Below are 21,725 nucleotides of genomic sequence, written 5' to 3'. Positions count from 1 at the left end.
TCATTCGCACTTTGCGATTTATCACATCACAGCCTAATCAGTTGCAAGCAAATTTTACAGTTAACTGTGATTGCTGGCTGGTTTGGTGTGATAAAAGCGAACGTCATCTGGGTAGGGGAATACATCTTCGACGATTCCGGCAGCGACATTTTGTTGGGCTTGTTGCCAGTAACTGGCTTCCAGTAGCTCTGGGTGATGCTGTAAAAACGCTTTGCGATACTTGGGGTTAGCCAGTGCGAAGGTGGCTAATTCCTCTGGGAACATATCACCTGGGTCAACCGTGTACCAAGGCTCTGAGGCATAAATTTGCTCTTCGGTTTTGGGCTCAGGTTTAACGCGGAAGTTCACTTCATCCATGTAGGTGATTTCGTCATAGTCATAGAAAATCACGCGCCCATGGCGAGTGACGCCAAAGTTCTTTAACAACATGTCGCCCGGGAAAATATCGGCGGCAATAAGCTGTTTAATCGCTGTACCATAGCCGAGCATAGCATCACTGATTTCTTCGTCGCTCGCTTTGGCAAGGTACAAATTAAGCGGCGTCATACGGCGCTCAATATACATGTGCTTAATAACCACTAAATTGTCTTCATAGCGAATGATGGATGAAGCCACGCTTTCCAGCTCTGCTAGTAACTCAGCTGAAAAACGATCTTTCGGGAAGGCGACTTCTGAGTACTCCATGGTGTCTGCCATTCGACCAACGCGATCGTGCAGTTTAACCAATCGATACTTAGCTTTAACGTCTTGCTTGGTCATTTGCTTACTGGGTGCAAACTTATCCTTAATAATTTTAAATACATAAGGGTAAGAGGGCAGGGTAAACACCGACATCACCATACCCTTAATACCTGGGGCAAGCTCTAGCTTGTCGTCACTTTGTGCTAAATGATGCAAGAAATCTCGATAGAACTGCGTCTTTCCTTGTTTGTGATAGCCAACAGCAGAATAAAGCTCCGCTTTGGTTTTACTTGGCATTAACTCTTTCAAGAAATTGACCATAGGCAGTAAGTAAGGGCAATCAACAAAGAAATAGGCACGCGCAAAGCCAAATACAACCGCCATCTCTTCGTTGTTGGTGAGTAGGGTATCAATGAAAATATGACCTTGCTCGTCGTTTAAGAGCGCGACAATAAAGGGCGTTTCGCCGCCGGGTGATACTACGCGGCCAATGATGTAGGCGCCTTTATTGCGATAGAAAACCTGATCCAAAATATCGAACTTCATTTGCTCAATCGGATAACGGGTTTTATCTGCTTGGTCAAAAAAGCGTTTAATGACAGTTGCAATATCCTCTTGCAAATCGCGATATGGCAAGCAGAAGTTAGGCTTGTTTAAAATGGTGGCAATGGTTTCTTCCAAGCCTTGCTCATTGGGCTCGTAGCGGGTGTAAATTTGCTTTTGGCGCAGGTTGTTTAAACACTCTTGTGAAGATTCAACGAATATAAAGCCATTGTGATAGTATTTTCGCTCAAATAAATGGCAAAAAACTGAATTATAAAAGCTTTCCGCTAAATCTGACTTGTCGTGATAGAGCAGTTGGTCAACATACTCTTGCTTAACCTTTTGCCACAATCCTTCATCTAATTCATCGATGGCGAAGTCTTGGCGAATGGTGGCTAAGGTTTCTTTAATACGCAGGTCATAAAAGTCGGTGCGCTGGCGCGACGCCTCTTGCACTTCGTGCCACTGTGCCTGCTCGAAACGCTCTTTAGCGGAGCGCGTGATCTCACCAAACAAATACATATGGCGCTCAAAACCATTGATGATGGTTTTTGCGACGGCAATAGCTAAGTTACTCATAAAAACATCCTAATTTACTTAACGGCTTAGCCGAGGAAACTGCTCTGCTGAGCATAACTGATGGCAATCCTTGGCGCTTGTTATTTTTTCGCGATATCCACTATTAAGATCATCAATATTGCTTGAATTTACGCCGCCTCGGCACTAGACTTACGCGGTTTTTTTGATGCTAGCCGGCGGTGTATATGCGTGTTTCTGATTTTGCTTTTGATTTACCTGAAGAGTTAATTGCTCGTTATCCAAAAGAAGATCGCACTGCAAGCCGTTTGATGACGGTTCATGGCAACGATGGCGCGATCACCGATGGCACGTTTGTTGACGTAGTAAATCACCTTAACGCGGGTGATTTACTGATCTTCAACAACACGCGTGTTATTCCTGCCCGTATGTTCGGCAAGAAGGCCTCTGGTGGTAAGTTAGAAGTGTTGGTTGAGCGCGTATTAGATGAGCATCGCGTATTGGCCCATATTCGTTGCAGTAAGTCGCCAAAACCGGGCACTGAAATCATCCTTGAAGAAACCGTATCTGCGACTATGGTGGCGCGTCACGATGCACTATTTGAATTAGCGTTCGAAGGTGAAGAAAAGGTGTTAGATATTCTTGAGCGCATCGGCCATATGCCATTGCCCCCTTATATCGATCGCCCAGACGAGGACTCAGATCGCGAGCGTTACCAAACGGTTTACAACGAAAAACCCGGTGCAGTGGCAGCGCCAACCGCAGGTTTGCATTTTGACGATGAACTACTGGCGAAGCTGCAAGCCAAAGGTGTAGAGCTTGCCTTTGTGACGTTACACGTTGGTGCGGGGACGTTTCAGCCCGTTAAAGTTGATGAAATTGCCGATCACGTGATGCACGCTGAATACGTGGAAGTCTCCCCAGAAGTGGTGGCTAAAATTGATGCAACCAAAGCCAATGGGGGCCGTGTGGTTGCAGTTGGCACAACGTCGATGCGCTCACTTGAAAGCGCTGCCAAAGCCGCTGACGAGCAGGGCAAATTAATCGCGCCGTTTTACCAAGACACCGATATTTTTATTACCCCGGGCTTTAACTTTAAAGTGGTTGATGCTTTGGTGACGAATTTCCATTTATCGGAGTCAACTTTGTTGATGCTAGTGAGTGCGTTTGCTGGCTACGATCATATGATGCAGGCATATCAGCACGCGGTCGCAGAAAAATATCGCTTTTTTTCGTACGGCGACGCCATGTTTTTAACGCGACAAACACGTTAAGCATTTTTTAAATTCTTAGGCTTGTTTTGCAAGCTAATCTTAAACTTAGCCGCTGGTCTGTTTTACCGGTGGGCGGAGAACACAATGAAATACGAACTTATCAAAAAAGACGGCAAAGCCCGTCGCGGCCGTTTAACCTTTGCACGCGGCACCGTAGAAACCCCAGCTTTTATGCCGGTTGGCACTTATGGCACCGTAAAGGGGATGAAAACCGAAGAAGTCAAAGAAATTGGCGCTGAAATTATTCTCGGTAACACCTTTCACTTAATGTTGCGTCCAGGCACGGACATTATTGAACAGCACGGTGACCTGCATGATTTTATCAACTGGGACAAGCCGATTTTGACTGATTCAGGCGGCTTCCAAGTATTTAGCTTAGGTAAAATGCGCAAAATTACCGAGGAAGGGGTAAAGTTTTCATCGCCGGTCAACGGTGAAAAAATCATGTTAACACCTGAGCGCTCAATGGAAGTACAGCGCAAGTTAGGCTCAGACATTGTGATGATTTTTGATGAATGTACACCTTACCCTGCCACGCACCAAGAAGCGCAAGATTCGATGGAAATGTCGCTTCGTTGGGCGCAGCGTAGTAAAGACGCACACCAAGGCAACCCGAATGCCCTATTTGGCATTGTCCAAGGTGGTATGTATGAAGACTTGCGTGAAGTGTCGGTTGAAGGTTTAAAAGCAATCGAGTTTGACGGTTATGCCATTGGTGGGTTGTCAGTGGGTGAGCCAAAAGCAGACATGATCCGCATTTTAGATCACACCACCCCCTTGATTCCCCAAGATAAGCCCCGATATTTGATGGGAGTAGGCAAGCCGGAAGATTTAGTGGAAGGTGTGCGCCGCGGCATTGATATGTTTGACTGTGTTATGCCAACGCGTAATGCGCGCAATGGCCACCTGTTTGTCAGTGACGGTATTGTCAAAATTCGCAATGCGAAAAATAAAACCGATACCGGCCCGTTAGATCCTGAGTGTGATTGCTACACCTGTAAAAATTACTCAAAAGCTTATTTACATCATTTGGATAAGTGTAATGAGATTTTAGGTTCACAGCTAAACACCATTCACAACTTGCGCTTTTATCAGCGTGTGATGAAAGGTTTGCGCGATGCGATTGAGGCAGGTACATTGGACGACTTTGTTGCTGATTTTTACGCCCGTCGAGGTTTGCCTGTACCGCCATTAGCCGAGGGCAGTGAGCAAGTTTAAGCAACTGTTTTACGCGCCAGTGTTTGCCAGCTCGGGAGCAGACTGAGCTGGCGCTATGGTCAAGAATTCAATTTATAAATATTAAAAGAAGTAGAGGAAATTATGAGTCTATCTTTAGGTACTATTTTCGCCCAAGCACAACCACAAGGTGGTGGCATGGAAATGTTAATCATGCTCGCGGTATTTGGTTTAGTGTTCTATTTTATGATTTACCGCCCACAAGCCAAGCGTGTGAAAGAGCACAAAACCTTGATGTCGGCGTTATCTAAAGGTGACGAAGTACTGACGCAAGGCGGCTTAGTTGGCAAAATCGCTAAAGTGTCAGACGAGAAAGACTTTGTTGTGGTCGCTATCGCTGACAACACTGAAGTGACAGTGCAAAAAGCATCAATCAGTGCAGTATTGCCAAAAGGAACTATGAAAAGCCTCTAATCGAGGCTTTTTGCGTTTTTAGTTACGTCTAAAAAATAGCATGTTAAAACTAGTGGAATTATTGTGTTAAATAAAACCCCTCTATGGAAAACGCTAATGGTGATGTTCGTTATCGCCATTGGTGCGTTATACGCTTCGCCTAACCTCTACGGTGAAGACCCTGCGGTGCAGGTATCTGGCCTGCGCGGTGTTGAAGTTGATGCTTCAACGCTTGATCAAATTAAGGCTCAATTAAGTGAAAACAACATTGAAGCCATGAGTATTGCACTGGAAAAAGGCCAAGTATTGGCACGTTTTCGCGATACAGAAAACCAAATCAAAGCACGAGACTTGTTACACGACACTTATGGTCGTGACTACTCGGTGGCGTTAAACCTAACTCCAGCAACACCAGGTTGGCTGGCGACTATTGGCGGTTCGCCAATGAAGTTGGGTTTGGATTTAAGTGGTGGTGTGAGCTTCTTAATGGAAGTGAACATGAAAGAAGCCATCAACAAAGCGCAAACGGGCCTAGTCGGTGACTTTCGCTCTGAACTACGCGGTGAAAAAATTCGCTACCGCAGCGTCAAGCTTGATGGTGACGCGATTAAAGTTATTTTCCGCAACCCACAAGACTTAGAAAAAGCTGAAGATTACCTGAGTAAGCAAAACCGCGATTTACTGTTTACCTCGGATGACGATTCATTGAGCTTAACGGCCGTGATGTCCGAGCAAAAACAGAAAGAAATTCGCGAGTATGCTTTGCAGCAAAACATCACCATTATTCGTAACCGTGTGAACGAATTAGGTGTTGCTGAGCCGTTAGTACAACGTCAAGGTCAAAAGCACATTGTCATTGAATTACCGGGTGTTCAAGACACGGCGAAAGCAAAAGAGATCTTAAACGCAACTGCGACCATTGAATTTAGAATGGTCGATACCGATAACGATATCGGTAATGCCCTTGACGGCCGCGTTCCGGCCAGCTCACAGCTACTATACGAGCGCGATGGCACGCCTGTGTTGTTGAAAAAACGCATTATGCTAACGGGTGACCATATTGTTGATGCCAACTCTGGCTTTGACGAGTACAGCCGTCCGCAAGTAAATATCACGCTTGATTCGCCAGGTGGTAGCAAGTTCTCGAACGCCACCAAAGATAATATCGGTAAGCCAATGGCAACGGTATTTATTGAGTACAAAGGAACCGACCGCAAAGACGCCGAAGGCAATATGATCTTCGAAAAAGTTGAAGAAGTGATTTCTGTTGCGACAATTCAAGCGCGTCTTGGTAAGAGCTTCCGCATTACCGGTGCTGGTAGCCAACAAGAAGCCCACAACTTAGCGTTACTCTTGCGCGCCGGTGCCTTGATTGCCCCAATTCAAATTGTTGAAGAGCGCACGGTTGGCCCATCACTGGGTGCTGAAAACATCAAACTTGGCTTCCAGGCGATTGTTGGCGGTTTTGCACTCGTGTTCGTGTTTATGATGATTTACTACCGCGCATTTGGTGTTGTGGCTAACTTGGCACTAGGTGCCAACCTGATCATGATTGTTGGCGTGATGTCGATGATTCCGGGCGCGACGTTAACCTTACCGGGCATGGCGGGTATTGTACTCACCGTTGGTATGGCGGTTGATGCCAACGTTCTGATTTTTGAGCGTATCCGTGAAGAATTACGCAGTGGTAAATCGGTTCAGCAATCGATTCACCAAGGTTACGATGCAGCGTTTTCGACCATCTTAGATGCTAATATCACGACCTTAATTGCCGCCTTCATTCTATTTGCTGTCGGTACTGGCCCGATCAAAGGTTTCGCCGTAACACTATCAATCGGTATTATCACCTCGATGTTTACCGCGATTGTAGGTACGCGTACTGTGGTTAATGCAGTGTGGGGCGGTAAACGCCTTGATAAAATCAGTATTTAGGTGATAGTGATGCAAATTTTAAAGTTAAAAGAAACTGTTGCCTTTATGCGCTACCGCAAGGTAGCCATGGTGTTCAGTATGGTGATGATGATCGCGGCGATTGCCTCGCTAGCGGTTAACAAGTTGAACTTCGGCCTCGATTTTACCGGCGGTGTCAAAGTTGAAGTGGGTTTTGAACAAGCGGCCGATCTCACTAAGATGCGCCAAGTACTCGATGCCAACGGCTTCGATGATGCGATTGTACAGTTATTCGGTACGAGCCGTGATGTGGTGATTCGCATGGGCGAGCGTCCGGGCGTGAAAGCAGAAACCTTAGGCGATCAAATACTTTCTGTACTAAAAGATGGTATGGGCGTAAATGTTGAAATGCGCCGTATTGAGTTTGTTGGTGCCAGTGTCGGTGACGAGCTAACCGAGCAAGGTGGCTTAGCCATGCTAACTGCGCTGATCTGTATCTTGGTTTACGTTGCGTTTCGCTTTGAATGGCGCTTTGCATTAGGTTCAGTATTCGCGTTATTCCACGATGTGTTGCTGACTTTAGGTTTATTCTCAGTGTTAGGTATTGAGTTTGACTTAACTGTATTAGCGGCAATCTTGGCGGTTATTGGTTACTCGCTTAACGATACCATCGTAGTGTCTGACCGTATTCGTGAGAACTTCCGTAAAGTCCGCGAGGCTGGCCCAGAAGAGATTATTAATATCTCACTTACACAAACGTTAAGCCGTACCTTTATCACCTCAATTACGACGCTATTGGTATTGGCGGCGTTATTCTTTAAAGGTGGCGCGCTGATTCACGGCTTTGCAACCGCTTTGCTATTTGGTGTGTTCGTGGGTACTTACTCTTCTATTTATGTTGCCAGTTCGATTGCCCTGACGTTAGGTGTTTCCAAAGAAGACCTGATTCCAGAAGTGGTGGAAAAAGAAGGTGCCGAGCACGAAGAAATGATGCCATAGCCATCAGTTGCTAACGTCTGTAAACATTGAAAAACCGCACTTTAGCAGCTAGCTAAAGTGCGGTTTTTTATTGGCTAAAAAGCTCTTATGGCTTATACCAATTGAAATAAATACTTAATCATTCAGCGAGAATTAAAAGGTTCAGAGGCAAGGCATTGATTGCAGAGAATGGTCGCTCCCTTGTCAAAATCAATAACGCAGCATATGAACCTTTTAAACTCGCCCTTTGGGAGCGTGTCAGCGTCGCGATAACTGCGCCAAATTGATGAGATGTAGAACAACTATATCAACAAAAATTTGGCTTGTTCTCCCACCGCTGACAACGCTCTGAATTGATCAATTAATTAATTCAATTGGTATTATACCAATTTCAATAAATACTTGCTCATTCTGGCTGGTCAAAACACTCATTTACTGCGTTGCTATTTTTGAGATTAGAACAACTAGTTACTTAAAAATAGCGCCTTGTTTTTGAGCGTTTTTCCTGCGCCATAATTGATCAACACGCCCTAGTCTGGCTCTTGAAATAGGTTTTTCGGTAGTGATAGTTTCGCGATACGTTTGGCCAGTGAATAGATGCGTTTCATGCTGTCGATCAGCTCGTTTTCCATATGAGTGACATCAATATTTTCCGCTCCCTCCTGCTTTAAGCGAACCGCTTGCATCTCAATCGCTTCTCGTACCAATTGATTGATATTGTCTTTCATATGCAGAATATCTTGTGCCGCTAATTCATCATCGTTTAAGGCGATATGATGGGTATCGGTCAATGCTTCGCGTAGCTGATAGTAAAGCTGGCTGAGGACGGTACGCTCGGTTTCGGTGGCGCGCAGTTTAAGGCGCACCGCTTCTTTACCTACCTCCACTAAATTGGTTTCTATAACATCACCAATGCGCTCTAAATCTTCGTTGATACTGAGATAGCGCATTAGGCTGTCATTCTCTTGCTCGGTCAGGTTTTGTACCGTGAGTTTGCGAATATAGTCAGTAATTTCCGCGTGCAAGATATCGGCTTGATCATCCATCTTAGCAATCTCATCAAACTTAGTGGCATCACGCTCACGAAATGCATCACCCGTTTTTGCCAGCATGGTATCGACAATAGACGCTAGATGGGCAAGCTCGCGGCGCACCATATCAAGGGCTAATGCGGGGGTTTCCAGTAACTCATTATCGAGATAAAGCGGTTTAATAATGGCTTTTTTCGACGTGACTTTTTCTGGTAGCAAGTATTCAACTAAGCGGCCAAAATGCGTAGTAAAACCGATAAAAATTAAGGTGTTAGCAATATTGAAAATGGTATGTGCGTTGGCAATTTGTCGTGGCACTTCGGCAGCTAGTTTGTCGATACCCGTTAAGTTATTGGCGCTAGGGGAAATATAGCTCACCAGCCACGCTAGCTGCGGTATAAACCACAACCATAAGAATACGCCGGCGATATTAAAAATAATATGAATAGCGGCGGCGCGTCTCGCTTCTGTCGGTTTACCTATGGCGGCAAGTAGGGCGGTGACGCAAGTACCGATGTTGGCGCCAAAGGCAAGCGCAATACCGGCGGGTAAGCTAATAAACCCCTGACTCGCCATGACAATGACAATACCTGTGGTGGCAGATGAAGATTGCACTAACGCAGTAAATGCCGCGGCGACCAAAATACCCAGTAAGGGCTTTTCCATGCTGGCCATGAGGTTGATAAAAGGCTCATAGCTGCGCAGCGGCGACATGCCTTCACTCATAATACCCATGCCAAAAAATACTAACCCTAAACCCATCAACATATTGCCGTAGTGCTGCATTTTTTCTTTGTTCGATAAAAATAACATGGCAAAGCCAAGTGCTATCATCAGCAAAGCGGCCTTTTCTACTTTAAAGGCAACAATTTGGGCAGTAATGGTGGTGCCAATGTTAGAGCCCATAATGACACCAATCGATTGCGATAAGGTCATCAGTCCGGCAGAGACAAAACCAACCACCAGCACAGTAGTCACCGAAGAGCTTTGAATAATGGAGGTGACCGCAGCGCCGCTAATGGCAGCGGAAAAGCGATTGGTGGTGAGTTTTGACAGCAGGTTTTTCATTTGATCGCCAGCCGACGCTTTAAGGGCATCAGACATTTGCTCCATACCAAATAAAAACAGTGCTAAGCCGCCAAACAGCTCCATGGTCATTTGAAACCAATGCAGAGACTGACTATCGCTTGTCGCTGCCCAAACAGCTAGAGGTAACAAGGCAAGAATTAAGGCGCTTATGCGAGTTACAAGCGCAGTTCTGGAGCGAAGTTGAATGCTGAGCATAGTCATTCCTATCGAGCAAAGTGCACGGCACAGGTGGTTGTTATTGTTAATCAGTAGCTATTTAACGACTTAACTTTGCCAACTTAGGCTAACTTAGGCCAACTTAGGCTAGCGTAGTCGCGCGCCTTTTGATGTTGCGTCACGACCGCTTGCATGATGCGAATGCTACTGATGAGTTACTTTTATCATAGTGTATCTTGAAAATTGCGGGTATTGGTTCGGTAATGTTTGCAAAATTTATCGCGGGGCTAAGGGCTTAGCGGTAACAGGCTAGACGGTTAACGAGTTAAAGCCTAGCGTATTTTTCAACCTTATCTAGGACGGATCACTGATAGTGAAAAAGTCACAAAAACGAGTTTTATGCTCGATTTTTTATGTTTAAGCGAACGCTTGATAAACGGAATGTGACGATTACTTGATGTGATCCGCTTTAATGGTAATTTGCTGATTTACTGTTTGGTTATTAATTCGCTTTACTTGTCGGCCAGATTGACTCATGGATGTCACTTCAATATCAACGCGTGAGTGCTTGCCAAGGCCAAAGTGCAACGCCTGCATATTTTGCGACACGTAACCTCCACCAGTGTCAACAATACTCGTGCCGATAAGTTTGTCGGTACCTGCTTGGTAAATTCTTACCTCGTCACCTTGGCGTGTGTATAACCCTTGATTGTCGAGCAATAACACTTTCAGGTAGTTGTGCTGGCTAGTCTGGCTTAGGTTGTTTCGCCAAACACTGAGACGAGCGTTTTGATGACGATTCGTGAGGGCAAGGTCGAGATCGCCATCATTGTCGTAATCAGCAAAACGAACGCCGTGGTCACCATCAAACTTGTGTAGCGACGCTGGAAAAACATCAACAAAGGAACCACCGCGGTTGTGGTAAAGGCGATCACTCCCGTGCGCTTTACCCGCTTGGTAGGCGGCCAGGTATAAATCCATTAATCCATCGTTGTCAAAGTCTCCGCAATCAGCACTGACCGCCTGTGCGTCATTATTAACGCCCCATGTTGCCGCTTGCTCACTAAAGCCGCCTTTGCCGTTGGCAATATAAAGCATGTCTTTTCCGTAAACTGGCACAAAAATATCAAAGTGCCCATCATTATTCACATCGCACAGTGTGGCACCAACACTACCTTCGCGCAGTGGGCGCTCTGGGCGAGAAACGCCAAGCGCTTTTGCTATGTCTTCAAACTTGCCTTGATTGTTGCGATAAAAGCCGTCTCTATCGCCTGACTGGTTGGGGAGGTAGAGGTCTAAGTCTCCGTCACGATCAAAATCAAACCACACGGCGCCAACAGAACGCCTAGGATCATTAAGCCCTGTTGCTTTGCTGACATCAACAAAGCTATTACCGTTATTTTGAAAGAGCTTGCTGGTTCTATCGCGCATGGCGACAAATAAATCGGTATCACCGTCGTTGTCATAGTCAAGCCAAGTGCTTTGTCTTGACGTACCCAGTGCGTCCACGCCAACTTGCTGTGCTTGCTCGGTAAAGCCATACTGGCTGCCGACTAGCAGTCGATTCCGGTGTCCGCTGTCGCGGCCAAAACCAATGTAGAGGTCGGCAAACCCATCCCGATTAAAATCCCCCCAAGATAATGATCGATAATCACTTTTTACAAGTGGCTTGGAGAGCTTTATGGGGGTATGTTTGAACTCTCCTTGATGCTGCTGGTAAAGGTGCACTGTGCCACGGCGAAACCCCACGGTAAGATCAAGATCGCCATCGTTATCGACATCTGCCCATGCAACGGCTTGGCCACCACTGTTCGTAAAAAGCGCGGTTTGGATCGGTTCGAAGTTAACTTTTGATACTGTTGCGTGAGCACTGGTGCAGGGAGCCATAGTCAACGCCATGCCAGTGGCGATTGCGACTAAACGTTGGGCAAATCGATTGTTAATGGCGCTTAGCTTAATCTTCACGCACACCTCCTCGTTGTCTTATGGATTACCAATAACAGTGATCGAACAACCCGATAGTGTCAAATAACCTGCTGTTTATTGGCAGGAAACGAAAACTAATTGCCAGTCTTAGTATTTTGTATCTAAGAAATGCACATCAAAGTAGAAAACGAGCGGTAGCATTGGGAAGTATTGCCCTTGCTTGTCAAATAATTGGCTGCACTAAACGCCTGTTTTTTAAGCGCTTAGCGAATTTTCTTAACCAGCCCTTGCGCGCAAACTCACGGCTGGCTTGGTCTTTGTAAAAACACAACACACTGTGATAAATCATTTCTTCAAAAAGCCCAAACTTGGTTCGCTAATTGCTGTAACGGTTAAAATTCCCCATAGTTATCATGGAAATCTAACGAATGATGTTAAACAAAGGTCTGTTGTTAACGCTAATGCTCGGTATTTCGCTCAGTACTGGCGCCGCGCAAAGTGATGTTTATGAATATAAAGGTAAAGTGTCGGATATTTATATTGGCAAAAGTAACCGTATCAAAGTTGGTGTGACAGTTGATGAAGACGACCCGCTGGTGTGTGATTACTATGATGATAAGCAGTGGCCGTTTTACTTTGAGTTTGATAAGCCTTACTCGGCGCAGTGGTTTGAGCTGATCAACTTAGCCAGACGCACACAAGAGCCAATTCGCATCGGTTATCTCTCCAGCGACGATTCAAGCTGTGCAATCGAATACTTGGCATTTAGCAAAGGCAATGGCGCAGATACCGATGGTACTAGCGGCCAAACTGATGGCCTTATTCGCAGTGGTACTTACGGTAACATTGCGATGATATACACCAATAATTTAACCGAAAGTAACTACACGGCCTCTGATCATTATAACGTCGACCGCGCTAGTGCTGCGTTTGACGGCCACACTTATGCTAAGCAAATCGATGACAAGGCAGGTGATAAGATCGAGCGGGGCTTTTGGATGGTGAAGAAAGACCCGGATAACAAAGATCAAGAATATTGGCTACAAGTAAGATTTGATAAAGTCGTCAATATCACAGGTTTTAGAATTATGGTTAACTCACAGTCAGCAAGCTTAGGCAGAAGTCCAAGAGGGATCACTATCCAAACCTCAACTGATGGTAAAGATTTTAATGAGCATGAATCCTTTACTCTATCGAAGGCTATCGACCAACGCGGCGTATTAACCGAAAGCGTTGAAGCGAAATACTTCCGTGTCAGAGTGGATAGTAACTACGGCGACAAATTTATTGAAATTGACGAGCTAGAAGTTTACTCAGCAAACTAGCCAATAAGCTAAAACGCAGCAAGCCAACTAGCGTGTAGTCACGTTAGTTGGCTTTTTTTATTTACTAACGGTGCAACTGTTTTAGTGGCATTTGCTCGGAGATTGCCCTAAGTAACGCGTAAATTCGCGACTAAGCCGGGTTGGGCTGTCAAAGGTTGCTAACATGGAAAAGATGGGCTTAACGCACTTGTCTGAGACTGGTGGCTTAATGTTAGATATCGTCCGTAAGATTTTAATCGCTGCACTGTAAGCTGTTGCTCATAAGGGAGCCTAAGCTCCCTTTTTGGTCAGGCATAACGGCTATATGTCCTCGTCAGCAATGGCAATATAAACCTCAATTTCATTGGCATTTGGATAGTATTCAAAGTCAGTTGTAAACAGCCGTTGGTATCTTGGTGTATCCGTGTTAACGTCTTTACCTCCAAGCTTTTCACCTTCAAACTTTCTACCTTCAAAAAAGTGCCAAACCTCAGTCCAGACATCAATCGCAATTTGCGGCATCTCACCTTGCTGGCGAAATACTAAGTAACGACCAGACGGTATCGTTATTGTCGTTAGCGACTCATCCGCCTGCGCCTTTGGCGTCGAATTTTTCGCATCATAGCCAGCTAAAACCGTAAAGTCGCCGTGCTGATCTGAGGCATAGTCAAAGTAAGCGCCATACACTCGCTCCCCACCCGGGTAATCAACCGCGACTTGCCTATCAAAGGTTTGCCAAAGTGCGGGAATTTTACCATTGGGGCTCATTTCAGTGGCATTATTGGTGCGTGTGCAGATGCCATAAATGGTTTTACTGTCGATTGATTTTACTTCCATGAATATCCTCTTCTAACTTGGATTCAATAAATTAGCTTATTTGATTGCGCTTTAGGTTAGCAGATCAACAGGAAAGATCTGTTTTAAATTTCTAAACTTAAATGAGAGCGCACGCTCGTGTGTAATTTGTGGCCGTAGTCATCATTGAATAAGTCAGGGGAGCCTTATGTGGCTTAGGATCTTAGTGGTACTTGTAGTCGTTAGCGCCAGTTCGCTGGCCTATTTGTCATATTCTGACTCGTCTAAGTATAGGCTGCGACAGGTTCAGGGACTGCCGTCCATGCATCTGGCCAGTGAACATACCAGTGCGAAGATCTTGGATTTTTCCACCCATATTCGCTTTAGCGCACGGCCAAAAGAAACCTTTCCCTTTCCCATTAAACTTGGTGAGTTTGGCCCGATAAATACCTTATACGCAGGCGCGCCGCAATATCCATTTTATTGCATGACACTTGATAGTGGCCTTGGACAGCCGCACGTCGATAATCAAGCCGGTTGGGGAGTCGCGGTCTATGAGCAGCAAGCAAATCCAGACAAAAAACAGCAGGTCATTGGCTACAGTAAAGATTGTGCGATACCAACCACAATCAGTTATGCCGCAGTCTTTGGAAATGGTGAAATTAAGCTCTTTAAGCACTTGCCAGCAACGGATATTAGCCAGTCGGCAAAACAACTTTTTCAGTTGGAAACCGGTACGATTAATCGTTTTCTTTATTTGCTGATCATGCCTGTAAGCCAATGGTCACGCGAGCAAGTTAATCCGCACCATACGTGGAATAACAAGCTAATCTATCAGTTTGAAGGGGGCTCAGGGATTGGCTTTCGCCAAGGTAAGCTCAGAATAAAGCGCACCATAGAGCGGCGCATTGAACAGCTTAGCTTGGGGTATGCGGTGATCACCTCAACCGCGAATAAAACTAGTCATACCTATAATATGTTACTCGCTGAGGACACCGCGCGCCGCGTTAAACATCAGTTTGTCAGTTTATACGGAAAACCCGAATACACAGTCGGGATTGGTGGCTCTGGTGGTGCCTTAGCGCAGTACTTAATTGGCCAGAATAGTAACGGCCTATTAGATGCGGCCATTCCGCTTTACTCTTACCCAGATATGATCAGCCAAACCCTGTATGCCCTCGATTGTGACTTACTCAATAACTACTATGCGTTTCGATCGCAAACACCTGAGTTTTGGCGACACTGGCCGAACCGTATTTTACTGGAAGGCATGAATGCCCGTAACGGTGACACTCATGTCAGTGCGGTATTAGAGCCGATAAATCAAGTGCTAGCAGGGCGTTGGCCTCGTCCCCCACAGGGGAATAGCGAATGTATTAATGGCTGGTTTGGTTTATCGACTTTTATCCACAACCCGGCACAAGGTTTTTTGAATGAGTATTTTGCTGACACTGTCGCCGAGCAGGTGCAGTGGAGCTATTGGCAAGATATGGTCGAGCTGTTTGGTCATGACGAGCTAGGGTTTGCTAACCATACATGGGGCAATCAAGGGGTGCAATATGGCTTATTGGCGTTAAGACAACGGCAGTTGTCTGCTCAGCAGTTTATCGACATTAATTGGCATATTGGCAGTTGGAAGCCGCTGGCAGAGATGGCACCTGAGCGATTTATTGGTGGCTGGCGCGGTAAAAAAGGCATCTTATGGCTAACTTTATGGAGTCGCCACAATATCACTCAGGCAACGACTGACAAACCTGCAAAACGTCTAGCAGGCAGTGATCAGGCGGCAGCAATGGCCTACCGCAGTGGCCAAATATTTATTGGGGATATTGATTTGCCCATTATTGATGTTCGCCATTATTTGGAAGATGAGCTGGATATGCATCATATGTCTGCCAGTTTTGTCACTCGGCTGCGAATAACTCAAGCGTTAGGGCATGCTCGGCATCAGATTATTTGGGTGGCAGATAAGAACTATCAACCTGAGGTGCGTGCCTTTGCAGCCATGGATCGCTGGCTGCAACAGCGGCGGGCTAACCCTGAACTTTCCGCATGGCAAACAAAACCTGCCGATATTGTCGATGCGTGCTTTGATCATCAAGGCCAGGTGATTGCCAGTGGTGATAAGGTATGGCATGGCAATTGGAATCAGCAAACGGCGGGGGCGTGTGCGCAGCATTTTGAAAGCTTTAGTAATAGCCGTATTGCTGCTGGTGGTCCATGGGCGGGTAATATATTTCGTTGTAAATTGATGCCAGTTGAGCAGGCAATCGCACAAGGGGTTTATGGCGATATTGATATGCAGCCGCACCTAACTAAGCTCAATGCGATTTTTCCCACTGGGGTATGCGATTATCGTTATCCAGATCAAGCTCGGCCAACTAATTTATAGCTAAGCTATGTTAGGCGCTAGGTGTTAGGCACTAGATGTAAAGCGCTAGACACAAGCGCCTGTAATAATAAGCGGCAACTTTTCGCTACTGACTGACGTAAATTATCTATCACAAAACCTTAGGTTTATTTTGTAAACGTTAGCAGTTGCGTCAAACTAATACCAATTCAACATAGTTAATGAAGGAAACAAGCGTGGCAAATGCAGTATTAAGCAATTGGGATGACATTTTGTTACTCAATGAGCAGCTCACCGAAGATGAGCGCATGATTCGCGACATGGCACACAACTTCTGCCAAGAGCAATTAATGCCGGGCATTTTAATGGCTAATCGCAATGAAACATTCGATGCCAATATTATGCGCCAGTTTGGCGAGGTGGGTTTGTTGGGGGCAACTATTAAGGGATATGGTTGCTCAGGTGTTAACTATGTGAGCTATGGCTTGGTCGCTCGCGAAGTAGAACGTGTTGACTCTGGTTATCGCAGTGCAATGAGCGTGCAATCTTCTTTGGTAATGCACCCCATCAACGTTTTTGGCAGTGAACTTCAAAAAGAGAAATACCTACCTAAACTTGCCAGTGGTGAATTTATTGGCTGCTTTGGCTTAACTGAGCCGGGCTCAGGCTCAGATCCGGCAAGTATGATCACGCGCGCCAAAAAGGTGGCTGGTGGCTACGAGTTAACAGGCTCGAAAATGTGGATCACAAACTCACCCATTGCGGACGTGTTCGTCGTTTGGGCTAAAAATGAAGCCGAGGGTGATGCCATTTGTGGCTTCGTGCTCGAAAAAGGCATGGCTGGCCTTAGCGCACCTAAAATTGAAGGCAAGTTGTCATTGCGTGCTTCCATTACTGGTGAGATTGTCATGGATAAAGTATTCGTGCCTCAAGAAAACATGTTCCCAGAAGTGCGTGGCTTAAAAGGCCCATTTAGCTGTTTAAACATGGCGCGCTACGGTATTTCATGGGGCGCATTGGGCGCCGCTGAATTTTGTTGGCACGGCGCCCGTCAATACGGCTTAGATCGCCAGCAATTTGGCAAACCGTTGGCACAAACACAGTTGTTTCAAACTAAGCTCGCCAATATGCAAACCGAGATATCACTGGGCTTGCAAGGCTCACTGCGGGTTGGCCGCATTATTGATGGCGGTGAGTGGGAGCCAACCATGATTTCACTGGTGAAACGCAATAATTGTGGCAAGGCGCTTGATATTGCGCGCATGGCGCGTGATATGCACGGTGGCAATGGTATCGCCGATGAATTCCACGTGATTCGCCATATGATCAATTTAGAAACCGTCAATACCTATGAAGGCACGTTTGATGTCCACGGCTTGATTTTAGGGCGCGCACAAACAGGCTTACAGGCGTTTTTCTAGCACTGGCAGGCATTTTTCAAGAATAGGTATCTCAAAACGTGGAGAAAGTGTATGCGCAGTGTCGGTAGTTGCTTATGCGGCGCCATTCAGTTTGAAGTTGCGCAGTTTGAGCCGCTGGTCGGCCATTGCCACTGTAAAATGTGTCAGAAATTCCACGGCGCGGCATTTTCGACCTTTGGTGAAGTCAAGCGTGAGCACCTGCATTGGCAATCGGGCTTGCACTTGCTCGGTCATTATCGCGCGGAAAACGAGAGTGAACGCAGTTTTTGCCAGCGCTGTGGCTCAAGCCTGCTGTTTGAGTCACGCTTTAATCGCGCGCAAGGGACAGTCGAGATTGCTTTAGCAGCTTTTGATGTGCTGGAAGCGGTTATGCCCGATGCGCATATTTATTGTCAGAGCAAGGCGCAGTGGCTGACCATGGACGATGCGCTACCTAAGTTTTCAGGGTATCGAAAATAGGCGAATACAGGCCAGAGCAGTGCACCTCGCTATTGGTAGAAACCATAGCTCAACAAGCGAAAGGTCATAAAAATACTGGCGAGTAGGGCGATAAAAAACAGCCACATAATCAATTTTTGAATCATGCGTAGCAGCCATAATCGCAGGCGCGTCAATAGCCCAGCATTGCTTGTTGAAGCACCAATTTGGCTGCTAAAACTGTAGATAAAAAGCGCGAGCATTAAGCTCCACATTAACAACAATGCACTGGCGAACTGCCAAACCTGATCAGTACGACTGTGATCAGCAAACGAAAAGCCAAGGAAAACCGCCAGCGCAACAAACGCCATAAGATAGGCCGCGGAGCGCAATGGATATAATCGTTTCGCTATTTGATGTAGTCGCTGCATCGTTTTTCAATTCCTTGTTAAAACACTAAGTAACCTTAGTTTTGGATAACTAATGTGCTGCTAACGGCTTTTTTACTGCTATCTGTATTGAATTCACTTGCAAGACGACCCCACGGATGGGGGAGATAGAGCGACGTTGGAACCTAAGCCGAGACTCGCTATTGACGCGTATATTCGCTTTGATATCAGCAAAAATTTCTCGCTAGAAGACTATTATTCATTTAACTTGATAAACCTATTGGTTACTGACTATTTCTTATCCCGAGCTAAGGTTAAGTATTTGAATCAGTCTACATCTTATAGTGATTTAGCTAGCGAAGGCACGTAGTTTTTGTACGCTCTACTTTGCTTTGTTTTTATTATCTATTTTGTTTTGCTGTTCGATGCTAGTGTCGGTTTACGGCAATTCTGCGCCACGTGCGGTAACGTATAACTGATACCAATGCGCGCGCGATAGCTCAATCTGTACCGCCTCGGCGCAGCGGCTAATTCGCTCTGGGTTAGTGGTACCTATAATCGGTTGAATGTTGGCTGGGTGTCTCATCAACCAAGCCAACACCAGTGCATCGGGGGGCGTTTGATATTGCGCCGCCAATGTTGCGACCAGCGCTGCTGTTGCCCTGATTTTTTCGGCGTTAGTTGCATGTCCGTTAGCCGCATCTGATTGACTATCGATGGCTCGACCAGAAAATATCCCCTGCGCAAGGCTGCCCCAAGACTGAATTTGCACACCGTTTAACTGGCAATGCTCTAACGTGCCAGCGCAGAAATTATGATGGCTACCGTTAGGGTTACCCGCTAAAACGCCGTGCTCTAGCCAGCCCAGTTGCTTCAAGCTCATTTCAATTTGATTGGCAACGATTGGCATATCGAGCGCTGATTGCAGATAAGCAATTTGATGATGATTCATATTGGAAACGCCAAAATGCTTCACCTTACCGCTGGCTTTTAGCGATGTAAGGCAAGCTGCTAATTCCGCTAATTCCATCAATGGATCTGGTCGATGCAGTTGCAGTACATCGAGGTACTCAATGCCTAGCCGCGATAAGATGCCATCAACCGATTGCGTTACCCATGCATTTGAAAAGTCATATCGCTTGGGGCCGCTACTATCTTCAAATCGTATGGCGCATTTCGACTGGATGATCATCTGTGCTCGCAGATCTGGTTGCTTGGCAAGTACTTGCCCAAAAGCTTGTTCAGCTTTGCCAAACGTGTAGATGTCGGCATGGTCAAAATAGTTAATGTTGTGAGCGAGCGATGTTTCGATTAATTGCTGAGCTTGGTAAACGTGCGCTTTGCTGTATGGTTGCTGATCCCAGTGACCGCCCAGGCCCATGCAGCCACTGATAATTTGACTTGCCGCTGGCAGGTGCTGGTGAATTGATAATTTTTTCATGATTTTCGACCCTGAACATTCATTTAACATTCAACACTATGGTGGATAACTGTATCGCTAAGTTTAGTGTTTGGTGCTGCCAAGCAAAATAAAAACAATAAGAATTCACTGTGCTTTATATAAAACAATGTGAAACAATGTAAGAAGCAATGAAAAAGTAGGACAAGACAGCACAGGGCTAGACACAGATCTAAACACGGGGCGAAACGTAATGAGAGAGCATAAAAAAGTTGAGCGTTTGTTATTGTTTGCGGAGGTTGCTAGCCAGTTAAACTTTACCAAAGCGGCACAAGTGCTAGCTGTTTCAAAAGGCTATTTATCGGCGCAAATTAAGCAACTTGAGCAGGAATTAGCAACCCCGTTATTGGTGCGAACCACACGCAGTGTCAGGCTCACCGAATCAGGTATGGCAGTGGCGAAACAAGTGGCTGAAATGCGCCAAAATATGCTGGCGATTGACCGTTTTACCCGTGCGGAAAGTGATGAAATATCTGGTGTACTCAACATTACTGCACCACAACAATTTACCCTGGGTAAACTCGCCACTTGGTGTATTGAGTTTCAACAACAATATCCAGCTATTCAAATCCGGCTAGATTCCAGCTATACCCAGTACGATTTAATGGCCAATGACTTTGACATTGCGTTTCGAGCGACTAAAATGCCGCCGGATAATCTAATCGCCAAAAAATTGTTAAATTACGGCTACATATGTTGTGCTTCGCCCAGTTATTTAGCCCAGCATGGTCACCTTGAAACGCCCTGCGAATTAAATGACCACCAGTGCTTGATGGGCGCGGCCAATGAAATATGGCAATTCTCGTCGCAGCGCATCACACCGAACAAGGCGCTGGTGATAAATGACAAAGCGATTATCCGTGAGCAGGTGATTAGGGGCGCAGGCATTGCCTATCTGCCTAGCTATTTTGTTGACTCGTTAGTGCAAGCGGGTGATTTGGTCGCTTTGTTTAACAAAGAGACAGAGCAAACTGCTGCTAGCTCAGCGATCTATTTACTCAGGCCGCAATTAATTCGACCTGCGCGCAAAGTGCTGAGCTTTTGTGAGTTTATCTCGGCGAAGTGTAGCGGCTAGTATCAGTGTGCAATGACTCCAATGACTCAAACACAATCGCCCAAGTAAAATAGCTCAGGTACAACAACCTCAGCACAATAGCTCAGGCACAATAGCTCAGGTACAACAACCTAAGCACAGTTACTGAGGCACAAAAACCTGTGTACAGGTGCCGTCACATCACAGCGTCAGAGGTTAGTTATTTAGCGCGGCTTTGCTACACTCAAAGCAAGCGTTTCACAAATGAGTAGACCTTGTGAGTTTGAAGGTTTGCTTTAGTCAATAATTTCGGTAGCGCGAATAGCTCTTAATTCACACCAAGCGCTGCCTCAACGTCAAACGTGTTAGGTTTTTTATGGAATACGAATTCAGACATGACCCAATATCTGGGCAAGCAAAAGCGTTATTTTCTCTGGAACAGCAAATGATCGGCCCTTGGTTGGAAACTGAAGTGGGCGGTAACGTTGAAATGCTATCGGCAATGTTAATTGCGATTGAAAAGATTGAACGTCAACATCAGCACGAGATAACCGTGACTGGCCGTGAATATTCCGTGACGTTGACGGAGCAAGATGCCTTTATTCAGCCTAATTCGAACTTAAATGGCAGTGACAGCGTACCAGAAGAGCTTGCTGTTCAAGACTTACACCTAGACAGTGAAACCGTCAGCGCCTGTGGGCTTGATGATTTTCGTCAAATATTGTTGTCATGGGCAAAATTTACCAAAAATTAACTCATTGAAAAGGCAAAAGTGAGTTAGTAACATACTGAAAGTTATAATTTTAATAAATCATGGTGTCGT

The 21,725-nt window shown here is 45.8% G+C and carries 17 protein-coding genes; 11 read left to right on the top strand and 6 right to left on the bottom strand.

The annotated features are described in order from the left end of the window. Positions 1-60 precede the first annotated feature (60 nt). Positions 61-1,803: a bifunctional isocitrate dehydrogenase kinase/phosphatase gene (aceK, locus tag DXX93_RS17150; RefSeq protein ID WP_116009174.1), complete on the bottom strand. Its 1,743-nt coding sequence runs from the start codon at positions 1,801-1,803 to the stop codon at positions 61-63. A gap of 185 nt (positions 1,804-1,988) precedes the next feature. Here aceK and queA point away from each other — a divergent pair, with 185 nt between their 5' ends. The 5 genes from queA to secF all read left to right on the top strand — a co-directional run bounded on the left by queA (position 1,989) and on the right by secF (position 7,553). Further along, positions 1,989-3,035 carry a tRNA preQ1(34) S-adenosylmethionine ribosyltransferase-isomerase QueA gene (queA, locus tag DXX93_RS17145; RefSeq protein ID WP_116009173.1) on the top strand — a complete coding sequence of 349 codons (1,047 nt, stop codon included), beginning with the start codon at positions 1,989-1,991 and terminating at the stop codon, positions 3,033-3,035. A gap of 84 nt (positions 3,036-3,119) precedes the next feature. Continuing rightward, entirely contained in the window at positions 3,120-4,253 is a 1,134-nt protein-coding gene (tgt, locus tag DXX93_RS17140) for a tRNA guanosine(34) transglycosylase Tgt (RefSeq protein ID WP_116009172.1), read from the top strand. Positions 4,254-4,355: 102 nt separating this feature from the next. Continuing rightward, the gene (gene yajC / locus DXX93_RS17135; protein WP_116009171.1) at positions 4,356-4,685 is read left to right on the top strand and encodes a preprotein translocase subunit YajC; all 330 of its coding nucleotides are present in this window, start codon (positions 4,356-4,358) and stop codon (positions 4,683-4,685) included. A 63-nt stretch (positions 4,686-4,748) separates the two neighbouring features. Beyond that, positions 4,749-6,596: a protein translocase subunit SecD gene (secD, locus tag DXX93_RS17130; RefSeq protein ID WP_116009170.1), complete on the top strand. Its 1,848-nt coding sequence runs from the start codon at positions 4,749-4,751 to the stop codon at positions 6,594-6,596. A gap of 9 nt (positions 6,597-6,605) precedes the next feature. Continuing rightward, a complete protein-coding gene (gene secF / locus DXX93_RS17125) occupies positions 6,606-7,553 on the top strand; it encodes a protein translocase subunit SecF (RefSeq protein WP_116009169.1) in 948 nt (315 codons plus the stop codon). Positions 7,554-8,062: 509 nt separating this feature from the next. Here secF and DXX93_RS17120 read toward each other — a convergent pair. Continuing rightward, a complete protein-coding gene (locus DXX93_RS17120; RefSeq protein WP_116009168.1) occupies positions 8,063-9,847 on the bottom strand; it encodes a Na/Pi cotransporter family protein in 1,785 nt (594 codons plus the stop codon). A gap of 411 nt (positions 9,848-10,258) precedes the next feature. Then, positions 10,259-11,773, bottom strand: a complete 1,515-nt coding sequence (locus DXX93_RS17115; protein ID WP_116009167.1) for a CRTAC1 family protein — start codon at positions 11,771-11,773, stop codon at positions 10,259-10,261. Between the two features lie 389 nt (positions 11,774-12,162). Between DXX93_RS17115 and DXX93_RS17110 the strand changes: the two genes are divergently transcribed. Then, positions 12,163-13,059: a discoidin domain-containing protein gene (locus DXX93_RS17110; protein ID WP_116009166.1), complete on the top strand. Its 897-nt coding sequence runs from the start codon at positions 12,163-12,165 to the stop codon at positions 13,057-13,059. 300 nt (positions 13,060-13,359) lie between these two features. Here DXX93_RS17110 and DXX93_RS17105 read toward each other — a convergent pair whose 3' ends face one another. Continuing rightward, positions 13,360-13,875, bottom strand: coding sequence for a GyrI-like domain-containing protein (locus tag DXX93_RS17105; protein WP_116009165.1), 516 nt, complete (start codon positions 13,873-13,875; stop codon positions 13,360-13,362). A gap of 166 nt (positions 13,876-14,041) precedes the next feature. Here DXX93_RS17105 and DXX93_RS17100 point away from each other — a divergent pair, with 166 nt between their 5' ends. The 3 genes from DXX93_RS17100 to DXX93_RS17090 all read left to right on the top strand — a co-directional run bounded on the left by DXX93_RS17100 (position 14,042) and on the right by DXX93_RS17090 (position 18,063). After that, complete coding sequence (locus DXX93_RS17100) at positions 14,042-16,225, top strand: DUF6351 family protein (protein ID WP_181902248.1); 2,184 nt, start codon at positions 14,042-14,044, stop codon at positions 16,223-16,225. A 194-nt stretch (positions 16,226-16,419) separates the two neighbouring features. Next, a complete protein-coding gene (locus DXX93_RS17095) occupies positions 16,420-17,604 on the top strand; it encodes an acyl-CoA dehydrogenase (RefSeq protein ID WP_116009163.1) in 1,185 nt (394 codons plus the stop codon). Between the two features lie 51 nt (positions 17,605-17,655). Then, on the top strand, positions 17,656-18,063 hold the full coding sequence (locus DXX93_RS17090; protein WP_116009162.1) for a GFA family protein: 408 nt from the start codon (positions 17,656-17,658) through the stop codon (positions 18,061-18,063). Between the two features lie 29 nt (positions 18,064-18,092). Here DXX93_RS17090 and DXX93_RS17085 read toward each other — a convergent pair whose 3' ends face one another. Together DXX93_RS17085 and DXX93_RS17080 are read right to left on the bottom strand one after the other, a co-directional pair. After that, entirely contained in the window at positions 18,093-18,452 is a 360-nt protein-coding gene (locus DXX93_RS17085) for a hypothetical protein (protein WP_147302710.1), read from the bottom strand. 397 nt (positions 18,453-18,849) lie between these two features. Further along, positions 18,850-19,851 carry an aldo/keto reductase gene (locus DXX93_RS17080; protein ID WP_116010019.1) on the bottom strand — a complete coding sequence of 334 codons (1,002 nt, stop codon included), beginning with the start codon at positions 19,849-19,851 and terminating at the stop codon, positions 18,850-18,852. Between the two features lie 211 nt (positions 19,852-20,062). Between DXX93_RS17080 and DXX93_RS17075 the strand changes: the two genes are divergently transcribed. Further along, on the top strand, positions 20,063-20,944 hold the full coding sequence (locus DXX93_RS17075) for a LysR family transcriptional regulator (protein WP_116009160.1): 882 nt from the start codon (positions 20,063-20,065) through the stop codon (positions 20,942-20,944). A gap of 334 nt (positions 20,945-21,278) precedes the next feature. Next, a complete protein-coding gene (locus DXX93_RS17070; protein ID WP_116009159.1) occupies positions 21,279-21,656 on the top strand; it encodes a YacL family protein in 378 nt (125 codons plus the stop codon). The last annotated feature ends 69 nt before the right edge of the window (positions 21,657-21,725 follow it).

Origin of the sequence: Thalassotalea euphylliae, from assembly GCF_003390335.1 — a bacterium.
GTDB lineage: Bacteria > Pseudomonadota > Gammaproteobacteria > Enterobacterales > Alteromonadaceae > Thalassotalea_F > Thalassotalea_F euphylliae_B.
Note: the sequence above shows the minus strand (reverse complement) of the source record. Positions and strands in the feature narration are given on the sequence as shown.